This window comes from Flavobacterium undicola, assembly GCF_009909155.2.
GTDB classification, from domain to species: domain Bacteria; phylum Bacteroidota; class Bacteroidia; order Flavobacteriales; family Flavobacteriaceae; genus Flavobacterium; species Flavobacterium undicola.
Window position 1 is genome coordinate 74,281 of the sequence record NZ_JAAAPM020000013.1, and the last position, 21,313, is coordinate 95,593.

Consider the following 21,313-nt stretch of genomic DNA (forward strand, 5'->3'; position numbering starts at 1 on the left):
CTCAGCTACGCTTTTTTCTCCTTTTAAATAAAACAAGATCATGAATACTCCTTCTTTTTTAAAGCAAAAGTTTCTCCTACTAACTTTTTTAACGTTGTTTATAACACAATCGGCTTTTTCTCAAAAAGTAGTTCGTTATGAGCTGAATGTAAAAGACACCATAGTAAACTACGCTGGAAAAAACAAAAAAGCTATTGCTGTAAATGGACAAATTCCCATGCCTACTCTTACTTTTACCGAAGGAGATACTGCCGAAATTGTTGTCCATAACCAACTAAAAGAAAATACCTCCTTGCATTGGCACGGGGTATTTTTACCAAATAAAGAAGACGGAGTTCCTTATCTTACTCAAATGCCTATTAAACCCGGAGAAACACATACCTACCGCTTCCCTATTATCCAAAACGGAACACATTGGTACCATTCCCATTCCGGATTTCAAGAGCAAATTGGCATGTATGGAAATTTTATAATGTTGAAAAAAGCTAATGATAAAACTTTTCGAAAAGGCATTGACGATTTACCATCTATTCCAATAATTCTAAGCGAATGGACAAATCTAAAACCTGATAATATTCAGAGAATGTTGCGCAATGCCAATGACTGGGCTGCCATTAAAAAAGGAGCTACACAAAGTTATGCCGAAGCCATCAGAGAAGGACATTTTAAAACAAAACTCACCAACGAATGGAAACGAATGTTAGCCATGGACGTGAGTGATGTGTATTACGAAAAAATATTGATGAATGGCAATCCCGAAACTACTTTAAAAACCATCAACGGAAAAACGCTTAAAGCTGGTGATAAAGTGAGGTTGCGAATTGCTAATGGAGGCGCTTCTTCTTATTTCTGGCTTCGCTATGCCGGTGGAAAAATAACTGTAGTTGCCAATGATGGAAATGATGTAATACCCGTTGAAGTTGACCGATTGCTTATTGCGGTTTCAGAAACTTATGATGTTGTTGTAAGTATCCCTGAAAATGGAAAATCCTATGAATTTATCGCCACAACCGAAGACCGTACCAACTCAGCCAGTTATTTTATAGGAAACGGAATTAAAGAGTCCATTGGAGCTTTGCCTCGTCTGAAATATTTTGAAGGAATGAAGATGATGAATGACATGATGAAAATGAACGGAGATCTTGATGATATGGGGATGAATATGAGTCTCAATAAAATGGATATGAATATGGTAATGTATCCCGAAATAACTGGGGAAACGGCCAGACAAAAAAAGAAAACACAAGCTGAAGAATCGGACGATAACCCTAACCATCACAATGCAAATACCTTAGAGAAAAGTGTGACATTAAACTATGCTATGCTTCAATCTCCTCAAAAGACCAGTCTACCACAATCGGCTACGGTAAAAGAATTGAAATTTACCCTTACGGGAAATATGAATCGGTATGTTTGGAGTATGGATAATAAAATACTTTCTGAGACCGATAAGATTCCTGTAAAAAAAGGCGAAGTACTCCGCATTACGCTCTACAACAACTCAATGATGCGGCATCCTATCCATTTGCATGGTTTTGATTTCCGACTTTTAAATGGTCATGGAGAAAATGCACCGCTCAAAAATGTATTGGACATTATGCCAATGGAAACAGACACTATTGAATTTCTAGCCAATGAAGAAGGCGATTGGTTTTTTCATTGTCACATTTTGTATCACATGATGGCCGGAATGAATAGAGTATTTGAAGTAGGCGATTACAAAAACCCACTATTACCGAATAAAAAAGAAGCCTATAAAATGCTTCAAAAAGAAAGTGATATGCCTCACTTGATGGCTACAAGCGATTTTGCAAACAATGGTATCGACGGAGAAGCAATGCTCCAAAAATCGAGATGGAGTTTAGGCACCGAATGGCGTTTGGGTTACAACAAAATGCACGGTTATGAAGTAGAAACCCATCTGGGAAGATACATTGGAAAAATGCAGTGGTTAATGCCTTTCATAGGTTTTGACTGGCGTTACCGCAAAATGGGAATCGACGAGCAAGAGACTAATTTATTTCAAAAAGTCAACAAAAAAGACAATCGAAGTGCTTTAAGCCTGGGAGTTATGTACACACTTCCGATGTTAGTTAATTTTCAAACAGAAATTTATCAGGACGGAATTATACGCTTATCCTTAATGCGTGAAGACATTCCTATTTCTAAAAGATTAAGAGCCGGTTTTATGGTAAATACCGATAAAGAATACATGTTGGATTTGCGCTATATCATTAATAAAAACATCGGTATTCGTACCCATTATGACAGTGATATGGGCTTTGGCACAGGATTATCAATAAATTATTAAAATGAATAAAGATGCTATTTCTTATCCTATATAATCTAAGATAGTTTTTTTAATAAAGTATAAGAATACCTATCTTTGCGCGCAAAAAATTAATTATACAAAAAGACATAGCATGAGAAGTGATGAAGTAAAAAAAGGACATCAAAGAACCCCGCATAGATCATTGTTTAGAGCAACAGGATTAGTTGATGAAGATTTCGAAAAACCATTTATTGGAGTTGCCAATTCTTACATCGAAATTATTCCTGGACACTTTTTCTTGGACAGAGTATCAAGAGTAATCAAAGAAGAAATTAAAGCCAATGGTTGTGTCCCTTTTGAATTCAATACAATTGGTGTAGATGATGGTATTGCAATGGGTCATGATGGAATGCTTTTTTCTTTGCCTTCAAGAGAAATTATTGCAAACTCTATCGAAACTGTAATGAATGCACATAAGTTAGATGCTATGATTGCAATTCCTAACTGTGATAAAATTGTTCCCGGAATGATCATGGGAGCCTTAAGAGTTGATGTTCCTACTATTTTTGTAAGTGGTGGACCAATGAAAAAAGGACATACTAAAGATGGCGTGCCTATTGACCTTGCAACGGCTTTTGAAGCAGTTGGAAAACACGAAGCGGGTGAAATGACCGATGAAGAATTAAAAGACATTGAGTGTAATGCCTGTCCTAGTGGAGGAAGTTGTTCTGGAATGTTTACAGCAAACTCCATGAATACCTTAATGGAAGCTATGGGAATTGCTCTTCCTGGAAACGGAACTATTCTAGCATTAACTAAAGAGCGTGAAGAATTATACAGACAAGCTGCAAAAAGAATCTGCGAAATTGCAAAAGACAGCGCACAAACGGAAAAATTCAAACTGAGAAATATCCTTAACGAAAATGCAGTAAGAAATGCTTTTGCAGTAGATATGGCAATGGGTGGAAGTTCGAATACCGTGTTGCACATGCTTGCTATTGCTAAAGAAGCAGATGTTAATTTTAACTTAGAAGACATCAATAAAATCTCAAAAAGAGTTTCTCATATTGCTAAAATTTCTCCAAGTTTATCAACCGTTCACATGGAAGACATCAATACTGCCGGTGGTGTAAATGCGGTGATGAAAGAAATGACAAAAAGAGGTGATGATATTTTGTTAGACAATCTTACCATTACAGGAGAAACCATATTAGAAAAAATCAAAGATGCCTATATCAAAGACACTAATATTATCCACACTATAGACAATCCATATTCTCAAGTAGGTGGTTTGGCTGTTTTGTATGGTAATTTAGCCGAACAAGGTGCTGTTATTAAAACGGCTGGTATTACCGGAGACAGAGTTTTCACTGGTAAGGCAGTTTGTTTTGACGGGCAACCGGAAGCTATCGAAGGAATTTTGGGTGGGAAAGTAAAAGCGGGTAATGTAGTTGTTATTCGTTATGAAGGTCCAAAAGGAGGTCCGGGAATGCAGGAAATGTTGGCACCAACTTCATTAATCATGGGAATGGGACTTGGAAATTCAGTTGCATTAATTACTGATGGTCGTTTTAGTGGTGCAACCAGAGGAGCGTCTATTGGTCACGTATCTCCGGAAGCTGCCGAAGGCGGAATGATTGGATTACTGAAAGATGGAGACAAAATCCATATTGATGTAGACCAATACATCTTATCAGTAGATTTAACTGATGAAGAAATTGCAAAAAGAAAAGCCGAATTTGTTCCTCTTAAAAAAGAACTAAACTCAAAATGGTTAGGACAATACCGTTCATTAGTAACCAATGCCAGTAATGGTGCTATCTTGAAATATGATTTATAATATCTGAATAAATTAAAAGGGTTAAATTCTTTTAAAATAATAAACCTCGTTTTTCTCAATTTAAGTTTGAGATAAAACGAGGTTTTTTTATGCTTTAAAGTTTCAAATTATAAATGCCAATTCAAAAAAACCACAAGCAAGAAAATATTTAATAAATTAAGGCAACCCCTGTTTAATTGTAGCTTTTTATTTATATATTTGAAATCTACCATTAAACCAACCATCATGAAAAAAACCACGATTATTATCCTTTTAGTATTACTAGGCTCAAGGGCATTTGCACAGCGGATTATTGAAAATCCGGCATTCGAAGTTAGTAATAGCGGAATAACACATATTTCAAAAATTGAACTAAATAAAGACGCAACAAGAATACATATCCATAATAAATTCATACCAAATTGGTGGGTAATGTTTGAAAAAGATGTATTTATTCAATTGGATAACAATATAAAACTAAATGTTGTAGATATAGAAGGTGCCAAATTTGGTGATAAAATATGGATGCCTGAATCAGGAGAAAAAACAATAGTATTGATATTTCCACCTATAAGCGAAGAGGTGAAAAAAATTGACTACAATAACACCATCTTTGGAATTTCATTGGTAAAAGGAGCTGTAAAAAACAAGAAATCTCAAGAAATACCTGAACATGTTTCAAAATGGATTGATAATGAGCTCAAAAAGGCAACTAACAAACCATTAGCCAATTTAGATTCAAAAGAATTCTTTAACAAATCAACTGGCAGATTGATTGGATATATCAAAGGTTACGATACTCGATTAGGTTTTAAAACAGGGATTATGTACACTACCATTGACGTTTTTGTCTAAAAAATTGATTTTCAATTATTTAGACAAAACAATATATAAAAATAATACGTCATTTTATATTGCATTTTTTTGTAAAAAAATTATACCTCGAAATGACATTACAAGAGAGGATTATCCCGTAGTTATCGAAATTCATCCTGATGGCCGTTTCGAAGCTGATATTCCTTTAACAAATCCTTCTTATAGTTATTTTGGTTTTAAAAACAAACCTATAAAATTTTATTTAGAACCGGAACAAACCTTAGCCATGATTTTAGATTGGGATGAATTTTTGTATGCCGACAGAATGCGAAATTCACTTCATAATTTCAAAAACATAGTATTTAAAGGTCCTTTAGCAAAAATAAATGAAGACTTAATTGGTTTTAATCCCAAAGCATTTGATTATAAATCATTTGACAAAAAAAGAAAAGCATTATCTCCTCAGGCATTTAAAGAAGAGGAAACAATCGATCATAAAAAAAACTTAGAAAATTTAGAAACATACCTAAAAAACAATTCAATATACGATAAAGCAAAAGTTTTAATAAAAAACAACATCGATTTAGAATACGCCAATCATTTGTTCGATTTTGTTAGTAATAGAGATTATTACGCCAAACAAGATACTACCAATGTAGTTTTAAAAATACCAGTAGAAAACAACTACTTTGATTTTTTACAAAATTTGGATTTAAACGACCAAAGTCTTTTAGCCTTAGAGGAGTTTTCGACTTTTGTTAATCGATTAGAGTTTGCCAAACCTATTTCAATTTACCCAAAAACAAACTCATCTAGTTTTACAGCAGAAAAAACTTTTGAGCAATATTTAGAAGATGAAAAAATTGTAATTTCTGAGAATGACAAAACATTAAACAATAGCATGAAAACTAAGGTTTTTAAATCAGCTGCCGAGGTTATGGAGTTTCAAAAACAATTTAGTGAGACCTTTATGAATACTTTAAAAGCATATTCCAAAAAATATGTTGAGCCATTTATTAGTATGCCAAAACCTGAAAAAGTGACTATGGAAAAGTGGCAATTAAGAGATTCGGTTGTTAAACATGTATTTCATTTAGAAAAAAATCTTGTTTACGAAGTAATAAAAATTCGAGCTATAGATTATGATATAAAAAGAAGCAATTCAGAAAATGCACATGCCTATTGGAACGAATTACAAAAAGATATTACACATCCATTTTTAAAAGAAGAAGGCCAAAGAATTGTAAACAAACAGTATCCAATTACCTCCTTTCAAAATAATTCTTTGACTGATAACTTAAATCGTAATGTAAAGATTAGTGCGACAGCTACGCAGAATAAATTACCTGAAGGCAAAGCAACCGAAATTTTTAAAAATATTATAAAAACCCATAAAGGAAAAATACTTTTTATTGACTTTTGGGCAACAAGCTGTGGACCTTGTGTTGGTAGTATAAAACAAATGAAAGAAAAAAGAAAGGAATATAAAGATGATGAGAATTTTGAGTTTGTATTTATTACTGATGAAAGCTTATCTCCTCTTGAACCTTATAACAATTTTGTTAAAGAACAGGAATTAGAAAAAATTTATCGACTACCTTCAGACGATTATAATTATTTACGTCAGCTATTTAAATTCAATGGCATACCACATTATGTTGTTATTGATAAAAAAGGAGAAGTCATAAATGATGATTTCCCTATGTACAGTTTTAATAGTTTATTGAACGGAATTCTTGAAAAATACAATTAGTAAATAAGCCAAAAACAATCTTATTTAAATATTTTATTATATTTAGATAAGATTGATGTAATATCATTTCTACACAAATCAATAAATTGGAAACGAGTAACCACAGAACAGAAACAAAAAGTCTTACGAATAACAAATAAAAAAACATACAATGGGATTATTTTCAGCATTACTTGGAAACGCAGGAACAGTTAGCCAGGAAGATTTACAAAAAGATTACGGAAAACTATTAATTAATGGAGAAGAAATCGAATTAGGATTTAAGTTAATTAGAGATACGTTTATTTTCACCAACAAAAGACTTATTCTGGTTGACAAACAAGGCTTGACAGGCAATAAAATCGAATACCAATCGATTTCTTATAAAAGCATTTCGAGATTTAGTATTGAAACTGCCGGAACTTTTGATTTAGAAGCCGAATTAAAAATTTGGATTTCAAGCGAACAAACTCCCAGCATCAAAAAACAATTCAACAAATCGGTAAATGTATATGATGTGCACAATGTTCTAGCGACACACGTACTAAAATAAGCTTAATTTATTTATCAAAAAACAGCAAAAAGCCTGTCTCAAAGTTTTACACTTCGGGACAGGCTTTTTTTAACAATCAATAGCATACAAAAACAATAATTTTCATAACTTAGTTATACTTACTGAGAAACTCTTTTGAAATAAAACCGTCTAAAGAAAACAAACTCACAACAGTTCAAAAACAAAACACTTAACAGATGACAACAGAAATTATAAATGCAAGTCCTGACTGTGAAATTGTAACTTCCAGAGTTTTAAACCACGCCAGAGAAATTGTTTATCGTGCCTGGTCTGAACCTGAGCATTTAAAAATTTGGTGGGGACCTAACGGTTTTACAAATACTTTTAATGAATTTAATTTTACGGTAGGTGGAAAATGGAGCTTTATTATGCACGGCTCTGACAAAGGGAATTATCCAAATGAATGTGAGTTTATCAAAATAGAAAAACCAACGCTTATTGCATGGAAACGCCATTCAAAACCACTTTTTCAAGTGGTTGTAACATTTGAAGAAATAGACGCTATAAAAACAAAAGTAATATTCAAACAACTTTTTAATACTGCGGAAGAATGCAATAAGATCAAAAAATTTGTAATCGACAAAAACGAAGAAAATTTCGATAGGCTTGAAGAAGAATTGAAAAAAATGATCTAAAAAAACACTAAAACATAAACCTTTAAATTAAATTCAAAATGGCAAACGTATCAATTTACCTCAACTTTATGGGCAACACTGAAGAAGCCTTCAGTTTTTACAAATCAGTATTTAATACAGAGTACGAAGGTCAAATCATGTATATGAAAGACGCTCCTCCACAGGAAGGAATGCCTGCTCTATCCGAAAAAGATTTAAATTCAGTAATGCATGTTTGTTTACCAATTCTGGGAGGAGTACGAATTATGGGAACTGATGCATTAGAAAGCATGGGACATACATTGACAATTGGTAACAATATAACCATAAATCTTGAACCCGATTCCAGAGAAGAAACCGAAAGATTATTTAATCTTTTAGCCGAAAGTGGTTCAGACATTGTACCGTTGAGCGATCAATTTTGGGGTGCTTTGTGGGGTTGTTGTATGGATAAATTTGGAATTCGTTGGATGTTTAATTTTCAGGAAAAAAATAATTTAGCGTAATGAACACCATAGGCTATTTTGAAATTCAATCTTCAAAACCTGACAGAGAAATTGAATTTTATAAAAATATATTCGAATGGACATTTATCAGAGAGGAACAAATTTCTATAGAATATTACCGAATTGAAACTAACAGTATCAATGGCGGACTTTTACAGCGACCCGCAAAGACACCTCCTACCGAATGCGGAACAAATGCTTTTACTTGTTCTATCCAAGTGAGCAACTTTGATGAAACTGCCAATAAAATTCTAGGCAACGGCGGACAAATAGCAATGCCAAAATTTGCCATCCCTAATCGTTGTTATCAGGGCTATTTTATTGACTTAGATAACAATGTTTTTGGAATCTTTGAAGTAAATGAAAATGCTTCATAAGAAATATAAAATTTGATCTCTTAAAAGCTAAGTCAAAATGGAAAGAATTAATGAACTTATAGATCTATTACCTCCGGATTTAATCAATTTTGTCTTGGTTGTGCTATTCTCATTATTAATTGGACTAGAGCAAAGAAGACAATTTTTAAATTCAACAATAGGAAGTCGTTTTGGAACTGACCGAACTTTTACCCTTATTGGTATTCTTGGCTTTATACTTTATCGATTATCTCCTAGCACGCTAATTGCATTTCTAGGCGGAGGATTAATTCTGGGTTTATTTCTTGCGATATTTTATTTCAATAAAGGATTCCAGCAAAAAGAGTTCAGTTTGACATCAATAATTGTAGCACTGATAACGTTTTGCCTTGCTCCAATTATTTACACACAACCCGATTTTCTGGTGATTTCGATAGTGGTTTCCGTTTTGATATTAGTCGAAATAAAAGAAGTTCTATTTGATTTTTCTAAAAAGATAGATGATAACGAATTCATCACTTTAGCAAAATTTCTTGTAATCGCCGGCATCATTCTTCCTTTACTTCCTAACGAGTCCATTTCTGAAATAATAAGTATTTCACCTTATAAATTTTGGCTAGCTATCGTAGCTGTTTCCGGAATTTCTTATTTCAGTTATTTGCTTAAAAAATTCGTTTTTACAAAATCAGGAATTGTACTCACAGGCATTTTAGGAGGACTTTATAGCAGTACTGCTACTACTTTTATTTTAGCTAAAAAAAGCAAAGAATTAGAGGAAGACAACAAAATAACAGCAGCCATAATCTTGGCAACAACCATGATGTTTATTCGCGTTTTTATTCTTGCCTTACTGTTCAATAAATCTATTGCGATGCAAATTGCTCCTGCCTTTGCCATTTTTGCAATTGTTTCTGCATTGATTGCTTTGTATTTTATTTGGTTAGATATACAAACAAATAAAACAGAAACGAAACAAGAAATAAATTCGATGTCCAATCCTCTTGAATTTAAGACCTCATTGGTCTTTGGGATTCTCTTTATTGTATTTGTGCTACTTACAGGATTTGTCAATAAACAATACGGAACTTCGGGAATCAAAACTTTGTCTTTTGTAGTGGGTGTTACTGACATTGATCCTTTTATTATGAATATTTTTCAAAGTAAATGGAGCACCACTAACGGAGTTTTGGCTACAGCTGTTATTAATGCTGTAACGAGTAATAATCTTTTGAAAATGATTTATAGTATTACGCTTTCTAAAAAAAGCATTCGAAAACCAATTCTTTTTGGTTTTAGCATACTTATCATTATTGGCTTAGTAGTTTCGATTCTATTTTGAAACTAGAAAATCAAAAAAGGCTGTTCAAAGTTTTATACTTTAAACAGCCTTTTTCTATGAATTAAGCTTTGAAATTATCTGGAATAATTTGGAGCTTCTTTAGTAATTGTAACATTATGAGGATGACTTTCAGAAATTCCACTTGAAGTTAAACGTACAAAACGTCCTGTTTCTTGCAAAGTAGCAATGTCTTTGGCTCCACAATATCCCATTCCGGCACGAAGTCCACCTACGAACTGTAACATGCTTTCGTTCAATTCTCCTTTGTAAGGCACACGACCTACAATTCCTTCCGGAACTAACTTCTTAACATCATCTTCCACATCTTGGAAATAACGGTCTTTAGAACCTGTTTGCATCGCTTCAACAGATCCCATTCCTCTATATGATTTGAATTTTCTTCCTTCAAAAATAATAGTTTCTCCCGGAGATTCTTTTGTTCCAGCTAAAAGTGAACCCAACATTACACAATCAGCTCCTGCAGCAATTGCTTTAGGGATATCTCCTGTGTAACGAATTCCACCATCGGCAATTACAGGAACACCTGAACCTTTGATAGCGGCAGCTACCTCTAATACGGCTGAAAACTGAGGAAAACCAACACCTGCTACAATTCGGGTAGTACAAATAGAACCAGGTCCAATTCCTACTTTCACTCCATCAGCTCCATTTTCAACTAAATATTTAGCAGCTTCTGGCGTAGCAATATTTCCAACAATAACATCTAAGTTGGGAAATTTAGCCTTAACTAATTTTAAAACATCAACCACACCTTTAGTATGTCCGTGAGCTGTATCGATAATTACAGCGTCAACACCTGCGTTTACTAAAGCCGTAGCTCTTTCAACTGCATCGGCAGTAACTCCTAAAGCAGCAGCTACACGCAAACGTCCGTATTTATCTTTATTAGCATTTGGTTTTTGATTCAATTTAGTAATATCTCTAAATGTGATCAAACCCACTAATTTATTGTCTTTGTCTATTACAGGAAGTTTTTCGATTTTATGTCCTTGCAAAACTACTTCTGCTTGCTCTAAAGAAGTTCCTTCAGCAACAGTAACTAAGTTGTCCTTAGTCATTACCTCAACAATAGGTCGGGTACTGTTTTTTTCGAAACGCAAATCGCGGTTGGTAACAATTCCTTTTAATTTTTGATTTTCATCAACAACAGGAATTCCACCAATACCGAATTCTTTCATTGCCAATTTTGCATCAGCAACAGTAGCATTAAGAGGCAAAGTAACCGGATCGATAATCATACCTGATTCGGCACGTTTTACTTTTCTTACTTTAGCAGCTTGCTGCTCAATAGTCATATTTTTATGTAAAACACCTATTCCTCCTTCTTGTGCCATAGCAATTGCCATAGAACTTTCGGTTACGGTATCCATAGCTGCAGATACAATAGGAACGTTAAGTGTAATGTTTCTTGAAAATTTTGTTTTGATACTCACTTCGCGAGGAAGCACATGGGAGTAATTAGGAACTAATAATACATCATCGTAAGTTAAACCTTCGCCGATAATCTTGGAGTTGTGTGCTATCATGTTGCAATTTCTAGTTGAATTGCGTGCAAATATAGCAAATTATTTTGATTTAATATAATTAGAAATCCAATTAATTTAAGATGCTGTTTTGGAATCTAATCTCTCTTTATACCAATGTCTTTGAATAGCCCAGTCCTGTCTGCCGACAGGCAGATAGTAATGGATAGCTGGATTAGCTCCTTCTAAAAATTAGAATCAATACGGTGGCTCGTTACTGTCTTTGAAAATGAAATTAAATCCAAATTGGAACGAAAGACTTTTTGCCTTGGACACATCGCGGTATGCTAACAGATTGTCTGCCATAAAATACATATTGAATAGTCCTAAATTTGCTGACAATCCAAGTCCAATATTGGTATAAGAATAAGAATCTAGCGTATAGGTTGCCTTGAGTTGTAATTTGTCTGAAAAATTTCTTTGATAAAAACCCGTTAAAGCGGTAATAGGCAATCTTGGCGTACTCATCATAAACAGCTGTGCTCCTACAGCATTTTTATAGCGTTTTTCCATTGCTGTACATACACAATCTTCTTCAGTTGAAATTCCATACGAATATTGATAAGAAGCATTTAATTTAATTGGGCGCCAAGTGGTGTATTTATTGTACAGTGTATCTGACTTAACGGCATCTTGAAAATCGCTATACACACTTCCTGGATCATCTAAATCAGTAAAACCAGGATTGATACCTTCGTATTTATAATAGCCTTTGTAAGTGAAATTTTCCACGTCTTTAGTGTGCCTTATAAAACCAACATCAAGAATACTGGCTGTAATCTGGGTGTTTTTTTTAGGATAATACGTAAATCCTAAATCAAATCCCAAGCCCAAATCGCCGCCAAACAACAGTTGTTTTCTAACATCCGTCGCTACATCGCCATTGTAATTATCGGCTGTGTATTTTGAAATCCCGGAAGTTCTTAATTCTAAATCTGAACTGATAATTTGTTCGTACATCGTTGTATTAGATGGTCGTGTAACTATGTATCCTGAATTTCTAGTCGAAGTGGCATTGAATCCGCTAAAATAAATTTTTCCCCTTGCTCCTACTATCAGTTTTTCGGAAACATTTTTATGATAACCCACATGCAACACCGATAGCATTTCGGCTTTCGCACTCAAATCAGATAAATTAAATGATTTACCTATGTAATTTTGATTACCATCCAAGGCTAAAACAACCACATCCTTAGGCATATAACTCCAGAAATCAAATTCCTGATACATTCCAAACGAAAGATAACCTTTGTCTTCAAGCCAGTCTCCTAATTTAATTCCGCCATTAAAAATCTCGATTTGCTCGTTTATAGCCAGATGATCATTTCTGTTTGTGGAATACACTGCATTTCGCAACTTCTGATTAAAATTGACTCCGTCATTGGCAAATAAATCATAAGTAGAAAAACCGCTCGACCCCACTTTAAAGGACATGCCCGAAAGTAAGGGAACTCCAAAATAATACCTATACTTGAAATCGGCTCCCGGATTAGTCATTAACGACTGAGGAACTGAAGTGAGATTATACAATATTTGCTTGTTTTGAGAAAAGCAACTGATCGAAATAAAAACTAACAAAAATAAAAATCCTTTTCTCATTATATTGTCAAATAAACGGTAGCGCTAGAGCGCAATACTAAACTTCCCGGACTATTTTGATTCAAAGCTGGCCCTGGAGCCTTCTCAATTAAGAATCCCATTTTTGTGGCTCTCTTCAATAAATCTAATCTTGCATTTTGAAAAATTTCAATACGCGTAATTGTATTAGCAGAACCTGAATAGGCCGGTATATCAAATTTTATGGTAGTCAATGGGTTATTATTGGAATCTGATAAAACAATAGTAAATTTAAAAGCGCGGTTAATAGTATTATTTATTTCAAAATAAAAATCAGCTCTTTGCAAATAACTCTTAAAATACTTATCTCTAAAAACATCAAACTCCTCATCGTCAAATGCTAAATCATATTCAGAACCATCTGGGGCAATAAAGGCTGATGCAGGAATATCAAAATGACTAAAATTCCCCACAATAACCGGTGTTAGTTTTAAATCACTGGCCTGATTAAAATCTAAATCACTGGTACAGGAAAAAGAGCACATTAAAATAAGTGCTAAACAGATTCTATTTAAGTAATAATTTTTCATTGCGTTACTTTCAATTTCATTAAGCTAAAAACGAAATTAGATTATAATTATTATAAATGCAGCTCATTAATAAAACGTCCCAAACAACTTGGATGCTTCATTATAAGCACTTTCAAAACTCAAAGGATTCAACTTTAAATTTTCTTTATTTGCTGTAAAATAAGACAAGAGCTTTTCGGTAGGCATATTGCCAGTCAATTCGTCTTTAGCCATTGGACATCCTCCAAAACCCTGAATAGCACCATCAAATCTTCGACAACCCGCCTGATGTGCCGCTTCTATTTTTTCAAACCATTTATCGTAAGTGGTATGCAAATGGGCACCAAACTCAATTTGAGGATATTTAGGAATTAAATTCGAAAACAAATACCGAATCACTTCTGGCGTGGAACTACCAATAGTATCTGACAGCGAAAGTATCTTCACTCCCATAGCCGCTAATTTTTCAGTCCACTCACTCACAATATCCACATTCCAAGGATCTCCGTAAGGATTTCCAAAACCCATAGACAAATAAGCTACCACTTCTTTGTTCTTCTTATCGGCTATTTCCAGAATTTCTTGTAAACTAACAATCGATTCGGCAATAGTTTTATGGGTATTTCGCATTTGAAAATTTTCCGAAATCGAAAAAGGAAAACCTAAATAGTGAATGGGTTCAAATTGAGCAGCCAGTTCAGCTCCCTGAGTATTAGCAATAATGGCTAACAACTTACTGGTAGTTTTAGATAAATCCAATTGGTCTAAAACCGCTGCGGTATCTTGCATTTGCGGAACAGCTCTTGGCGAAACAAAACTTCCAAAATCGATGGTGTCAAATCCTACTCGCAATAAAGATTGAATGTATGCCACTTTCCTTTCCGTAGGAATAAAGCTTTTAATGCCTTGCATGGCATCACGGGGACATTCTATAATTTTTATTGGTTCCATAGATTTCAAAGATACTAAAACTTGCAAAGTGGCAAAATTTAGAATCAACAAAAAAGCGCAACTCTGTTGAAGAATTACGCTTTTATAATTTATTCCACTATTATGCAAAGATTCGCAAAGAAAATTAGAAAACTTTAACTGCAAAGTTTGAAAAAAGTTTTCGCAAAATTCACAGAGTTAAAAAACAATCCGTTTTATCAACTATCCATTTTAAAGTAAAAAACTTAGCGAATCTTTGCGTTATAATCCAGTCATTAATTACAAACGACTTAAAATCTTTTTATTGATGGCTTTTACCAAGGCTGGACCTTCATAAATAAAACCGGTGTACAATTGCACCAAACTAGCTCCCGCTTCTAATTTTTCGATAGCATCATCGGCAGAATGGATTCCTCCTACTCCAATAATTGGAAAAGCCTTATTGCTTTTTTGCGAAAGAAAACGAATTACCTCAGTAGAACGTTTGGTCAACGGTTTTCCAGATAATCCTCCCATTTCTGTTTTATTTTCCGACTGTAAACCTTCACGGGAAATAGTGGTATTAGTTGCAATTACACCCGCAATTTGGGTTTCCTTTACAATATCAATAATATCTAATAATTGCTCATCAGTTAAATCAGGAGCAATTTTTAATAGAATTGGTTTTTGTTTGGCTTTCGCTAAATTCTGATTCTGCAAAGTTTGCAACAACTGAGTTAACGGTTCTTTATCCTGTAAAGCACGCAAATTTGGCGTATTAGGCGAACTCACATTCACCACAAAATAATCGACATAATCATATAAAGCATCAAAACAGATTTCGTAATCCGAAGTAGCTTCTTCGTTAGGAGTTAGTTTATTTTTACCAATGTTTCCACCAATTAAAACCCCAGGATTTGATTTGAGCCTTTCAACCGCTTCCAGAACACCGCCGTTATTAAATCCCATTCGGTTAATAATTGCTGAATCTTCTCTAAGACGAAACAAACGTGTTTTTGGATTACCTTCCTGCCCTTTTGGCGTTAAAGTTCCTATTTCGATGAAACCAAAACCAAAGTTAGACAACTCCTTATACAATTTGGCATCCTTATCAAAACCGGCAGCTAAACCTACAGGATTTTTAAATTTTAACCCCAAAACTTCCGTTTCTAATCTTTTGTCATTTACTAAATAAAGCGACTTATAAATGGCAGAAAAACCAGGTATTTTAGAAGTAATACGAACTAATGAAAAGGTAAAGTGATGTATTTTTTCTGGATCAAAACAAAAAAATAGCGGTCGGATAAGCTGTTTATACATAGGAGTTTAATTTGTGCTGCAAAAATAGAATTATCTAATGGATAATTAAATATTTCTAAAAAAATTATAACCCCCGATTTGATTTGGCTACAGCCAAAGAATAAACACCTCAAATAAACATTAGTTAAACAAAGCACAAAACCCCGACAAAAAACAATACAAACCACTAAATAACAAATACTTACAACAACACCATTCTACCTACTATATTCAAATAAAAAAAGGAGCGTTTTTCAGTGATTTTTCTTATGTTGTAAAAAGCAAATCAATTAGTACAATCTACTTTTTATCAACTTAAAATGCATCATCATGAAACTAAAATCAATTTTCACCATCGTAATGCTTTCTAGTTTTCAACTTTTTCTGACTCAGAATACTACAAATGACACTATAAAGTTAGCAACAAAGACTACTATAACTACAGTAACGACGGTTAAAGACACGATATAAAAGTTATTCCACAAGTAAGTTACCGCTACAGTGGCTAGTGATTCTGAAAAAGAAGCATTAAAAAAAGATTCCAAAATCCTTAATGCAAAAATAAAAGAGGAGAAAATAGCATTGAAAGAGTCTAAGAAAACCGAACAGGAACAAAAAGAATTTGAGAAAAAACAAAAAGCAGGCGAAAAACAGCAGGACAAAATTCTTTCAGGCGAAAAATCGGTTAGCAAGTTGAAAGCTAAAATTTCTAATGAAGAAAAAAGTTTATCCAACAATAAGGAAAAATTCGAATTTCTTCCATCATTTTGAATAATAAGCAATACTACCTCTGTATCTGTTACTCTCTTTGTATAATTTATCCTATAGTCGAAATGACAAAATCATTTTATAGCATTTTTTATCTTAACAAAAAAAGTACAATAAGAAAATTTTCTCATTGTACTTTTTTTGTAACCAGAACCTAAAAATTACTTATTAGGCTGTGGTGTCATTCTTAAGTAATATTTAATGCGATTAAATCCTTTTGGGAATTTCGCTGGAATATCTTCATCTGGTATTGATGGAGAAATAACCACATCCTGACCGTCTTTCCAGTTGGCTGGTGTAGCTACACTATAATTAGCCGTTAATTGCAAACTATCAATTACACGTAGCAATTCGTCAAAATTTCTTCCTGTCGAAGCTGGATACGTCAAGATCAATTTTACTTTTTTATCAGCTCCAATAATAAATACTGAACGAACGGTGAAAGTATCATTCGCATTTGGATGAATCATATCATACAAATTAGCTACTTCTTTGTTCTCGTCAGCGATAATTGGGTATTGTAAAGTTACATTCTGAGTTTCTTCGATGTCTTTAATCCAGTTTAAATGCGACTCTAATCCGTCAACACTTAATGCAATAACCTTGGTATTTCTTTTTTGGAATTCAGGGAAATAATTTGCCACAGTTCCTAATTCTGTTGTACAAACTGGTGTAAAATCAGATGGATGCGAAAATAAAACACCCCAAGAATCTCCTAACCATTCGTGAAATTGTACTGTACCTTGTGTAGTTTCTGCTTTAAAATCCGGAGCCGTATCTCCTAAACGTATTGTTGCCATTTTTATCTATTTTTAATTCCGAATAAAGTTAAACAAAAAACACTGATAGCGGTTTAATAAGAATAAAATATTTGTTAAAGAAGAAATGGCTTTATTTGGTACGTTTTAATTTCACGGGACTTTGGCGGGAATCAAATACGTCAAAAATTTCGACAGTATTATTTTCGCCATTAACCCAATAAATAATCTTATAATTTTTGTAAACTAAATAACGATATTCTTTAGAACTATTTTCTAAATACTGTTCTATTTGCCCAATTCTTGGTTGCTTTTTTAGTTTTAGAGTTTCTTTAGTAATTCCAACAACAAGCTTTCTAGCAACGTTTATACTTGCTTTTTCTTTGTAGTAATCAAATATCTTCAAAGTTCATTTTTAGAAAAATCTGTCCAATAAATTTTCAACTCCATTTTTCTATCTCAGAAAGTAATTGATTTGATTCAGTTAAGCGACCGTTTAGAGAATCATCTATGGATTGATCGATTCTTTTTTGATATTCCTGCAAACTCATAGGAGAAAATTCAGAATCATTTTTTGTTTCTTTCTCTAATAATTTTTCCAAAAGAAAAATAGCCTTCTCACTTTCTAATTTTAGAAATTCTTGAACAAATAATATTTTTCTAGTTTGCAAGTCCATTTTTTAATCTTTTTTCAAATTTACAAATAATCTTGGAAAAGGATTAATTGTTAACCTAATCTTTCATCAAGGTTACATAACCAAATAGTCTACAAACCCAACAAAATCAACCACACACTTTAAAAAAAACTACAAATAGCTACATTAACATTTGTAAACATAAAACTTCAGGAAACCACTTTTTTATTAAGCTTTTTCTAATCTTCGATGAATTAATGAAATTGTTGACATTATATCCAAAGCATCTTTCTCATTAATTTCCCATATTATTTTTGGCGAATGAGCTGTTGTATTTCTAAACATTCCAAAAACACCTTTTATTAAATTAGCAAAACCTTTTTGCTCACTTTGTTCGGTTTCATTAGATAGATTATTAATTTTAATTATAGGATTTTTTATTGAAAAAGCAATATCTATTAATTCACCACCATCTTGAGAAAGTCCAGTTTTTTGCCTAATTATATCAGCAATACTCTTTACAGCTTCGAAAACTGAATGAAAATATTTTTCTGCTAATAATTCGGCTCTACAATACTCAAAAATTTTATTATGAGTATCTCGTAATTCTAATTTACTTTTAAATCTATTTGCTTTTTGTTCAACTTCTGTAATTGTTGTGATTATCCCTGTTGGAGCTAACTTTCCATTTTCTTTAAGTTGTAAACCTGAAAAAGATAAATATTTATTAAGCTCGAACCTCATATTTTCAAACTTTTCATTTCTACCAACAAATCTAGCGGGACTCATTGATTTAGTTATGAAACTCAAAATATTATTCGAATTTTTAGATTTATTCTGATAATTAACGAATGCATTAAATAATCTTTTCCATTTAGTAACCCCTGGTTCCGTATCAGTTATAGATGATTCTTGTAAAAATTTTGATATTTCATCACCAGTCAATCCGTTATTAGTTTCACCTAAAGTTCTGCTGATTCCTTCAATTACACTTCCTGAAATTGGTTCAAATATTTTCATTTAGTTATTTTCTAATTTCGTGAGTTTCAAGCAAATAAATTGCTAATGTAGTGGATGCTCCAACAGCTAATTTAGCGTGTCTTGGTTGCAAACCTTTAAATCCCCCATCTTTTCCATGTCCACTTCCATATTCATTTCTGATTTCACCAATCCCCTGTACGACAGAAGACAAACTACCAAGAATTTGCTTAATAGAACTTGAAGCTTTGGCTTCATTTGGAATATCTTCAGGAGTCAATTTTAAAAGCTTCGTTGTTTCTTTCATTAATTTAGGCAAATCCCAACTCTTATCATAATTAGTATTTCTACCTTCAAAAATGGATTTACAACAAGTTTCAATAAGTTCTTTAGCTAAACCGATTGATATATGTGGCGAGTTTTCAATTGACGATTCCATTAAATTAATTTGCTGAGTAACATACTCAGCATTCAACATTCTTTTTAAGTCAATTCCTTTATTGATAAGCGATTCTTTACCCGTAATTTTTAATCTTCCAACAAAAATTGGCTTGCCTGATATTTTTGTTTTTTCAACAATTTCATAATTATCTTCTTTTAGATTTTCATTAAAAATTTGCAATAAACGATTAACATCTAATGAATCAATCCTAACAATCGGATGAATCATTTCACATAAAAAATTCAAGAAATTTGAATCATCACAATTTAATAAATTAAAGCGTGAATCATTAAATACCCAATTATCATCCCAATCATTTGGATTGTTAATTCTGTGTTGCCAAATATCACCAATAGCATTTATAAATCTACTATCAGATGAAGGTAGTTTCTCCAAATCGTACATTCTAGATAAAAAGTCAGTTTCTTCTAGTCGTCCTGACCACCAGAATTTTTCAACTTGAATATAATCAAAAATATTTCTTCTGGTTAATTGTGTAATTTTATTGTTCACGATTTTTAAAATATAACTTTTCTAAGTAATACAAACCTTCGTATAAACACACCTTATCTTAAGTAAACAGGTATAATTACACCCTCCAAATATATAAATAATTATTTACAAGATTCAAAAAAAACAGATATAGAAATCCTAGTATTAGAAACAAAAAAACAAATATTTTGTTTAGATAAATTGCAAAATAAAATACCAAAAAGCCAGTGTAATAAAAGAAATAGGAATTCCAAAACCAATCATCATACTACTCAATCGGGGTTTTAGACCATGAGAACTAGCCACAATACTTGCCATAATCATTGGTGCCATTGCAGCTTCTATCAAAGCTACTTGAATCATTAATCCATGTTGTTTTAAGATAACAACATACAACACAAACAATATTGCTGGAGTGATGAACAACTTATAAGCTAATCCTATCCAAAGAAATTTCCAATGCTGACTTCGGCTATCAAAATGCAATTGCAAACCTACCGAAATAATAGCTAAAGGTGTAAGTAAGCTACCTAACTTTGTCAATCCAAATTGGACATACTCATGAAAATCCAAACCTAAAACATTAGCAATACAAGATACCAAAAAGCAAATAAAAGGTGGAAACAACATTACTTTCTTGACTATTGTCCCTCCGCTTGTTGCATCTTTAGAATACATCGTAGCCACAACTACAGCAAGAGTAGAAACCACCACAAAAGTCCCTGGCTGATCGACTAAAATAGCCATTTTTAAACCTTCGGAACCATAAAGCGCATTCACTATAGGAAAACCTAAAAACGAAGTATTTCCTAAACCTGCAGTAATAATAAGACAGCCAATTAATTTTTTAGACCAACCGTATTTTTTCCCTATAAAACGAAATAAAAAGAAAGATATAGCAAAACCAATCCAAGTTACCCCAATAAGGTAAAGCAACTTATTATCCCATTGTATTTTTGGAATATAATACAAAGCCAAAGCTGGAAGACAGACATTAATAACAAACTTATTAATTAGTTTATAACTATTGGTTGGAAACCATTTGACGTATTGCAAAGCAAGACCTAGAAGTAAATAGACAAAAATTAGAATTATATTGCTCATAGTGCTACAAAGATATTCACTAATTTGTAAGTATCACAAACATATTAGCAATATCACAAGACAAACGCAGCAGTTAAAAAACTTTGCGAACTTTGCGTGTCATCCTGAGCTTATCGAAGGACTTTGCGAATCTTTACGGTTAATTTTCAACCACAAATTACACAGATTAACACAAATTATTTTAAAAAAACTTTGAGAACTTTGCGCAATTCTTTGCGAATCTTTGCGTT

General features: G+C 33.0%; 22 protein-coding genes. 11 read left to right on the plus strand and 11 right to left on the minus strand.

Annotated elements, in window-relative coordinates; all coding sequences use genetic code 11:
• Positions 1 to 40: 40 nt before the first annotated feature.
• From GTZ96_RS09425 to GTZ96_RS09465, 9 genes are all read left to right on the plus strand, one after another.
• Positions 41 to 2,311 (plus strand): multicopper oxidase family protein, encoded by a 2,271-nt coding sequence (locus GTZ96_RS09425; protein WP_161643443.1) that lies wholly within the window; start codon positions 41 to 43, stop codon positions 2,309 to 2,311.
• 112 nt (positions 2,312 to 2,423) lie between these two features.
• Positions 2,424 to 4,112, plus strand: a complete 1,689-nt coding sequence (ilvD, locus tag GTZ96_RS09430; protein WP_161643445.1) for a dihydroxy-acid dehydratase — start codon at positions 2,424 to 2,426, stop codon at positions 4,110 to 4,112.
• 225 nt (positions 4,113 to 4,337) lie between these two features.
• A complete protein-coding gene (locus tag GTZ96_RS09435) occupies positions 4,338 to 4,946 on the plus strand; it encodes a hypothetical protein (RefSeq protein ID WP_161643447.1) in 609 nt (202 codons plus the stop codon).
• Positions 4,947 to 4,950: 4 nt separating this feature from the next.
• The gene (locus GTZ96_RS09440; RefSeq protein ID WP_161643449.1) at positions 4,951 to 6,660 is read left to right on the plus strand and encodes a TlpA family protein disulfide reductase; all 1,710 of its coding nucleotides are present in this window, start codon (positions 4,951 to 4,953) and stop codon (positions 6,658 to 6,660) included.
• 151 nt (positions 6,661 to 6,811) lie between these two features.
• Positions 6,812 to 7,192, plus strand: coding sequence for a PH domain-containing protein (locus GTZ96_RS09445; protein ID WP_161643451.1), 381 nt, complete (start codon positions 6,812 to 6,814; stop codon positions 7,190 to 7,192).
• Between the two features lie 197 nt (positions 7,193 to 7,389).
• Positions 7,390 to 7,848: an SRPBCC family protein gene (locus GTZ96_RS09450; protein ID WP_161643453.1), complete on the plus strand. Its 459-nt coding sequence runs from the start codon at positions 7,390 to 7,392 to the stop codon at positions 7,846 to 7,848.
• A gap of 38 nt (positions 7,849 to 7,886) precedes the next feature.
• Positions 7,887 to 8,333: a VOC family protein gene (locus GTZ96_RS09455; RefSeq protein WP_161643455.1), complete on the plus strand. Its 447-nt coding sequence runs from the start codon at positions 7,887 to 7,889 to the stop codon at positions 8,331 to 8,333.
• The gene (locus GTZ96_RS09460; protein ID WP_161643457.1) at positions 8,333 to 8,710 is read left to right on the plus strand and encodes a VOC family protein; all 378 of its coding nucleotides are present in this window, start codon (positions 8,333 to 8,335) and stop codon (positions 8,708 to 8,710) included. The genes GTZ96_RS09455 and GTZ96_RS09460 overlap by 1 nt, the downstream gene beginning before the upstream one ends.
• 37 nt (positions 8,711 to 8,747) lie before the next feature.
• Entirely contained in the window at positions 8,748 to 10,028 is a 1,281-nt protein-coding gene (locus tag GTZ96_RS09465; protein ID WP_161643459.1) for an MgtC/SapB family protein, read from the plus strand.
• A gap of 74 nt (positions 10,029 to 10,102) precedes the next feature.
• Here GTZ96_RS09465 and guaB read toward each other — a convergent pair whose 3' ends face one another.
• The 5 genes from guaB to GTZ96_RS09490 all read right to left on the minus strand — a co-directional run bounded on the left by guaB (position 10,103) and on the right by GTZ96_RS09490 (position 15,927).
• Positions 10,103 to 11,575 carry an IMP dehydrogenase gene (guaB, locus tag GTZ96_RS09470; protein WP_161643461.1) on the minus strand — a complete coding sequence of 491 codons (1,473 nt, stop codon included), beginning with the start codon at positions 11,573 to 11,575 and terminating at the stop codon, positions 10,103 to 10,105.
• 195 nt (positions 11,576 to 11,770) lie between these two features.
• A complete protein-coding gene (locus GTZ96_RS09475; protein ID WP_317168894.1) occupies positions 11,771 to 13,102 on the minus strand; it encodes a DUF5723 family protein in 1,332 nt (443 codons plus the stop codon).
• Between the two features lie 68 nt (positions 13,103 to 13,170).
• Positions 13,171 to 13,719: a hypothetical protein gene (locus GTZ96_RS09480; protein ID WP_161643465.1), complete on the minus strand. Its 549-nt coding sequence runs from the start codon at positions 13,717 to 13,719 to the stop codon at positions 13,171 to 13,173.
• A 66-nt stretch (positions 13,720 to 13,785) separates the two neighbouring features.
• The gene (locus tag GTZ96_RS09485) at positions 13,786 to 14,649 is read right to left on the minus strand and encodes a hydroxymethylglutaryl-CoA lyase (RefSeq protein ID WP_161643467.1); all 864 of its coding nucleotides are present in this window, start codon (positions 14,647 to 14,649) and stop codon (positions 13,786 to 13,788) included.
• Positions 14,650 to 14,907: 258 nt separating this feature from the next.
• Positions 14,908 to 15,927, minus strand: coding sequence for a quinone-dependent dihydroorotate dehydrogenase (locus GTZ96_RS09490; protein WP_161643469.1), 1,020 nt, complete (start codon positions 15,925 to 15,927; stop codon positions 14,908 to 14,910).
• A gap of 309 nt (positions 15,928 to 16,236) precedes the next feature.
• On the opposite strand from GTZ96_RS09490, the gene GTZ96_RS09495 reads away from it, so the two are divergent.
• A complete protein-coding gene (locus GTZ96_RS09495) occupies positions 16,237 to 16,377 on the plus strand; it encodes a hypothetical protein (RefSeq protein ID WP_181033168.1) in 141 nt (46 codons plus the stop codon).
• Between the two features lie 30 nt (positions 16,378 to 16,407).
• On the plus strand, positions 16,408 to 16,677 hold the full coding sequence (locus GTZ96_RS09500) for a hypothetical protein (protein WP_161643471.1): 270 nt from the start codon (positions 16,408 to 16,410) through the stop codon (positions 16,675 to 16,677).
• Positions 16,678 to 16,835: 158 nt separating this feature from the next.
• Here the strand turns inward: GTZ96_RS09500 and GTZ96_RS09505 are convergent, their stop codons facing one another.
• The 6 genes from GTZ96_RS09505 to GTZ96_RS09530 all read right to left on the minus strand — a co-directional run bounded on the left by GTZ96_RS09505 (position 16,836) and on the right by GTZ96_RS09530 (position 21,083).
• Positions 16,836 to 17,474, minus strand: a complete 639-nt coding sequence (locus tag GTZ96_RS09505) for a peroxiredoxin (protein WP_128194232.1) — start codon at positions 17,472 to 17,474, stop codon at positions 16,836 to 16,838.
• Positions 17,475 to 17,565: 91 nt separating this feature from the next.
• Positions 17,566 to 17,838: a type II toxin-antitoxin system RelE/ParE family toxin gene (locus GTZ96_RS09510; RefSeq protein WP_235972933.1), complete on the minus strand. Its 273-nt coding sequence runs from the start codon at positions 17,836 to 17,838 to the stop codon at positions 17,566 to 17,568.
• A 34-nt stretch (positions 17,839 to 17,872) separates the two neighbouring features.
• A complete protein-coding gene (locus tag GTZ96_RS09515) occupies positions 17,873 to 18,109 on the minus strand; it encodes a hypothetical protein (protein WP_161643473.1) in 237 nt (78 codons plus the stop codon).
• Between the two features lie 186 nt (positions 18,110 to 18,295).
• Positions 18,296 to 19,087 carry a TIGR02391 family protein gene (locus GTZ96_RS09520; protein ID WP_161643475.1) on the minus strand — a complete coding sequence of 264 codons (792 nt, stop codon included), beginning with the start codon at positions 19,085 to 19,087 and terminating at the stop codon, positions 18,296 to 18,298.
• Between the two features lie 4 nt (positions 19,088 to 19,091).
• The gene (locus GTZ96_RS18420) at positions 19,092 to 20,000 is read right to left on the minus strand and encodes an abortive infection family protein (protein WP_161643476.1); all 909 of its coding nucleotides are present in this window, start codon (positions 19,998 to 20,000) and stop codon (positions 19,092 to 19,094) included.
• Positions 20,001 to 20,171: 171 nt separating this feature from the next.
• Complete coding sequence (locus tag GTZ96_RS09530; protein WP_161643478.1) at positions 20,172 to 21,083, minus strand: AEC family transporter; 912 nt, start codon at positions 21,081 to 21,083, stop codon at positions 20,172 to 20,174.
• Between the last annotated feature and the right edge of the window lie 230 nt (positions 21,084 to 21,313).